2 rRNA genes are annotated in these 548 nt (G+C 46.0%); both read right to left on the reverse strand.

Annotation, left to right across the window (positions count from 1 at the left end):
• Positions 1 to 142, reverse strand: a 23S ribosomal RNA gene (locus tag AM506_RS21880); the annotation flags it as partial.
• A 219-nt stretch (positions 143 to 361) separates the two neighbouring features.
• Positions 362 to 548: ribosomal RNA gene (locus tag AM506_RS21885) — 16S ribosomal RNA — on the reverse strand; the annotation flags it as partial.

A 548-nucleotide genomic window follows, 5' to 3' on the forward strand; every position in this document is an offset into this window, starting at 1 on the left:
CATTACGAACAATGGGTTCCCCCATTCGGAAATCTCTGGATCAAAGCTCACTTACAGCTCCCCAAAGCATATCGGTGTTAGTCCCGTCCTTCGTCGGCTCCTAGTGCCAAGGCATCCACCGTGCGCCCTTCATAACTTAACCGAATTGGTTGTTACATCAGGTTTAAAACCTAAAATGGCGATACTCGGTAATTTCTTGACTATCAATTTATCTTTATCTAGTTTTCAAAGAACAATCATTTGTCTCGAAAGAGACAGTATGGTTGGATATTTTGCTTTCGCAAAAATCCCTGACAGTAATTAAACCATCAAAACTGAACAAAACTTCGACGTGTCAAACGTTTTAGTAAATCTTCCTTAGAAAGGAGGTGATCCAGCCGCACCTTCCGATACGGCTACCTTGTTACGACTTCACCCCAATCATCTGTCCCACCTTAGGCGGCTGGCTCCAAAAGGTTACCTCACCGACTTCGGGTGTTACAAACTCTCGTGGTGTGACGGGCGGTGTGTACAAGGCCCGGGAACGTATTCACCGCGGCATGCTGATC

The sequence above is a fragment of the Rossellomorea vietnamensis genome (assembly GCF_001305855.1).
Lineage (GTDB): Bacteria > Bacillota > Bacilli > Bacillales > Bacillaceae_B > Rossellomorea > Rossellomorea vietnamensis_A.